The sequence below is a fragment of the Lentiprolixibacter sp. genome (genome assembly GCF_982873095.1).
On sequence record NZ_CEYNTP010000228.1, the window covers coordinates 1 to 4,484 of the forward strand.

Below are 4,484 nucleotides of genomic sequence, written 5' to 3' on the forward strand. Positions count from 1 at the left end.
CCGGGAATTCTGACAGGGCTTTTCCTGATGGTTGTAGCGTCCATCTGGGCAAAGAAAAAGGGTTATGGGGTAGGAAAACGCAGTTCACTCAAAGAGGTGTACAGCACCTTTGTAGATGCTGTACCTGCCCTGTTCTTGCTGATATTGGTCATTGGCGGCATTGTAGCGGGGATTTTCACCGCCACCGAAGCATCTGCCATTGCAGTACTGTACAGCTTGGTGCTCGGATCCATCTATAAGGAAATTACTTTTGAAAAACTTCCAAAGATATTTTTAGACTCCTCAGCTACTACGGCTATTGTTATGCTCTTGATCGGGGCTTCGATGAGTATGTCATGGGTGCTTTCCTATGAACATATACCGCAGGAAATCAGTACAGGCCTTTTGAGTATTTCGGACAACAAAATTATGGTGCTGTTGCTCATAAATTTTATTCTGTTGCTAGTGGGTATTTTTATGGATATTACCCCTGCGGTACTCATTTTCACGCCCATATTTTTGCCTGTAGTGACCAAATTGGGGATAGATCCCGTACATTTTGGCGTCATCATGATTTTAAACCTTTGTATCGGGCTGTGTACGCCACCTGTGGGTTCTGTCCTGTTTGTGGGCGTGGGCATTGCCAAAACATCCATAGAAAAGGTAGTAAGACCGTTATTTCCCTTATTTGTTGCCATGGTAGTTGCATTGTTTTTGATAACTTATATACCCGAATTGACGCTGTGGCTGCCTGGCCTGTTTGATTTATTATAAACTTAAAACACCCACTATGACGCAAGTGAATTTTAAAATAAAGGTTTTGGCCCTGTGTGTTTTGTTCTTTTATGGCTGTGGTGAAGCCATTAAGGATGACGCTCCCTGGGTGGCCCTGTTTGATGGCGAAACCCTGGACGGATGGACCCAGAAAGGCGGTGAGGCCCTATATGAAGTAAGGGGGAATACCATTGTGGGCAAAACTGTTCACAATACCCCGAATTCCTTCCTGACGACCAATACCCGGTACGATGACTTCATTTTAGAGTTGGAATACAAAGTAGATCCGTCGATGAACTCCGGGATCCAGATACGCAGTAATAGTTTTCCATATTACAGGGAGGGAAGAGTACACGGCTACCAGGTTGAAATTGACCCTTCTGACCGTGCATGGAGTGGGGGTATTTATGATGAGGCCAGAAGGGGATGGCTGTATCCGTTAGACGGCAAGCCCGAAGCACAGCAGGCTTTTAAGCAAAACGAATGGAACCATTACCGTATTGAGGCCATTGGGGACACGATCAAAACATGGGTGAATGATGTGCCAGTAGCATATTTGATTGACGAGAAGACCGCTGATGGATTCATCGCCCTTCAGGTCCACAGTATAGGAGATAACCAGGAAGCAGGTACTGAGATTCGCTGGCGCAATATCAGGATTTTGACGGACAGCCTGCAGAAATATTCCAGGGCGTCAGCGGCAAAACAGATCCTTACTAAAAACCAGCTTACCATCGATGAGGAGAAGAGGGGATGGAGATTGCTTTGGGATGGTGAGACCAGTAAAGGCTGGCGCGGAGCAAAACTAGACAGTTTCCCTGACCGGGGCTGGATCATCGAAAATGGCGAACTCACCGTTTTGGCCTCAGGAGGTGCCGAGGCGGCCGCAGGGGGCGATATTGTGACCGTTGATACGTACAGTGATTTTGAATTGAAGGTCGACTTCAGGCTGACTGAAGGGGCGAACAGTGGTATAAAATATTTTGTAGATACCGATCTGAACAAAGGTCCGGGTTCTTCCATAGGATTGGAATACCAGATTCTGGACGATGCCAGGCATCCCGATGCGAAGTTGGGCAATCATAAGGGTAGTCGGACTTTGGCTTCGCTCTATGATCTAATTCAGGCGGATGTGGATAAGCCAGCTCATCCGATCGGTGAGTGGAATTCGGCCTATATCCTCTCCAGGGACAACCATGTTGAGCATTGGCTGAATGGTGTAAAAGTGCTGGAGTATGAACGCAAAAGCGATGAATTCCGAAAACTTGTATCCGAAAGCAAATACGTCAAATGGCCCAATTTCGGCGAAGGAGAAAGCGGCCATATCTTACTTCAGGACCACGGTGACCATGTAAGCTTTAAAAATATCAAGATACGACCCATAACCAAAGAAGAATAAACATGACCTCGAGAAGAGATTTTATCAAAAAGACCACGGCAGGTACGGCGGCCATGACCCTGGGCACTGGTATACTACCCGGATTTGCAAGTGACAACGTACTTGGCGCCAATGAACAGATCAATTGCGCAGTAATTGGTGTTCGCAGTCGTGCCAAGGCGCACATAATAGCCATTCATCAGGATGCCAATGCAAAGATCCTTTACAACTGTGATGTTGACGATGTCATTATTGAAGCAAATAACGCCTGGTGTCAGAAGAACATTGGATATGTACCCAAGGTGGAGAAAGACTTCCGAAAAATTTTGGAGGATAAAGATGTCGATGCAGTATTCATTGCCACCCCCGAACACTGGCATGCCCCAATGGCCATCATGGCCTTGCAGGCAGGTAAGCACGTGTATGTCGAAAAACCCTGTAGTCACAACCCCCATGAGAATGAATTGTTGGTAGCGGCTCAGAAGAAGTATGGCAAAAAGGTACAGATGGGCAACCAACAGCGTTCGGCCCGTACTTCGATAATGGCAGTCGAGGACATTAGAAAAGGTATAATCGGTGATGTGTACAAGGGTGAAGCCTATTACTCAAACAATCGGGGATCTATTGGCATTGGCCAAAAAATCGAGGTGCCACCAACTTTAAATTGGGAGCTTTGGCAGGGGCCGGCCCCAAGGGAAGAATATCGCGACAATATCCATCCTTATAACTGGCACTGGTTCCGTAGTTGGGGCACAGGGGAAATCCATAATAATGGCACACATGAAATTGATATATGTCGCTGGGCGTTAGGTGTGGATTTGCCTGAGACGGTCACTTCCTTTGGTGGAAAATATACCTATGATGATGATTGGGAGTTTGTGGATAACCAACAGGTGACCTACAGCTTTCCCGGCAACAAGTTTATAACCTGGTCAGGCCACAGCCGGGGAATTATGAAACCGGCAAGACCGGGTAGGGGGGTAACCCTGTATGGCAGCAAGGGGGCTATAGAACTCAGTAGGGAATCCTACAGGTTGTACGATCTAAAGGGCGATCCCACAAAGTTTGAATTTGAGCGCACAGAACAAAGTAATTCCACCAATACCATGGGTATGGGTGGTTTGGATGTGGATCATATTGGTAATTTCTTCAATGCCATCAGAAAGGACGAATCGCTGAATTCGGACATTCGTGATGCCAGCATCTCCACCATGCTCTGTCATCTCGGCAACATGGCGCAGGATGCAGGGCACACCCTGGAAATAGATACCTTAACAGGTAGAGTGCTCAACAGCGATAAGGCCATGCAAAGTTGGAAGCGGGAATATGCCGAAGGATGGGAGCCTAAAGTATAAGGAAAGAATCAAAGAGACGCTGTAACAGGAAGTTTCACAGTGAAGTTCCTATTGCCATTCTATTTGTTGGGTAGTGCAAAGGTAACTCCAATCGCGACTGCTCCTGCATATTGCTCAACAGTGGGTTGAAAGTAATAGGTGAATCCCAAATCAAAATTGTTCTTTTTCCCCAATTCCAATCCGAGTGACCAGGGTATGTGGTAAATAAAACCGCTTTTTTCGATGTCATCGAAAGCGGTAAAAGTTTCAAATTTTCCTATGGAAGTTCCTATTCCTATTTCGGTGTATGGGGCTACCCAGGGGATAGGGGCTCTGAGCCTTGTTCTTCCACCCAAAAGCAGGGCTTTTGAGGTTGCGATCTCAGTGAATGGGTTAGATTCGTTTGAGGTTGTATAAATCACCCCCGCATAAGGTCGTAGTTCTATCCAGGAGGCAACTTTCAGGACCAACTCGCCCTGCATAAAAAACCCGTCATCAACAGTATCAACGAGGCTATTGTCGGATACACTTAGTCCGTAGCCAATCTGAACACTTATGGATTTTTCTTTAATGAACTGGGCATTTACCAGTTGAAAACAAAGTAAGAGTAATAGGAATATCGGTGCCTTTTTCATTGCAATAAACGGCTGAATTGGAATCGAAGATAGGAAAATAGGTCAAGTACTGCTAAGGACTGGATTCATTTCATTGCTACGCATAAAATGGGCCTTGGGGGGAGCTTAACAAAGAAAACCGTCTGTGCCAGGATGGACTGGATTGATTTCCCCGCTGAGCGGGGAAATCGGCCTAAAGGGAGGCTTCACAAAGAAAGCCATCCACCTTGCTTTTGCAAGGTGTTGTCTTTTTCTTTCCGTACAATCTCAAGCAAGCTTGGCTTGTCCGCAAAGAAAAAGCCACCAACTCTCGTTGATGGCTTTCTTTGTAGCGGGGACTGGACTCGAACCAGCGACCTTCGGGTTATGAGCCCGACGAGCTACCTACTGCTCTACCCCGCGATG

4 protein-coding genes and 1 tRNA gene are annotated in these 4,484 nt (G+C 46.6%); 3 read left to right on the plus strand and 2 right to left on the minus strand.

Translation table 11 applies throughout. The features are described 5' to 3' along the window. The 3 genes from AC4E7D_RS12000 to AC4E7D_RS12010 all read left to right on the plus strand — a co-directional run. Positions 1-753, plus strand: a 753-nt coding sequence (locus AC4E7D_RS12000; protein WP_490174032.1) for a TRAP transporter large permease, incomplete at its 5' end; no start/stop codon positions are given. A gap of 16 nt (positions 754-769) precedes the next feature. Continuing rightward, positions 770-2,152: a 3-keto-disaccharide hydrolase gene (locus AC4E7D_RS12005; protein WP_490174033.1), complete on the plus strand. Its 1,383-nt coding sequence runs from the start codon at positions 770-772 to the stop codon at positions 2,150-2,152. A gap of 2 nt (positions 2,153-2,154) precedes the next feature. Next, positions 2,155-3,486, plus strand: a complete 1,332-nt coding sequence (locus AC4E7D_RS12010) for a Gfo/Idh/MocA family oxidoreductase (RefSeq protein WP_490174034.1) — start codon at positions 2,155-2,157, stop codon at positions 3,484-3,486. 59 nt (positions 3,487-3,545) lie between these two features. Here the strand turns inward: AC4E7D_RS12010 and AC4E7D_RS12015 are convergent, their stop codons facing one another. After that, on the minus strand, positions 3,546-4,100 hold the full coding sequence (locus tag AC4E7D_RS12015; protein WP_490174035.1) for a hypothetical protein: 555 nt from the start codon (positions 4,098-4,100) through the stop codon (positions 3,546-3,548). A 308-nt stretch (positions 4,101-4,408) separates the two neighbouring features. After that, positions 4,409-4,481 (minus strand) — tRNA-Met (locus tag AC4E7D_RS12020). Positions 4,482-4,484 lie beyond the last annotated feature (3 nt).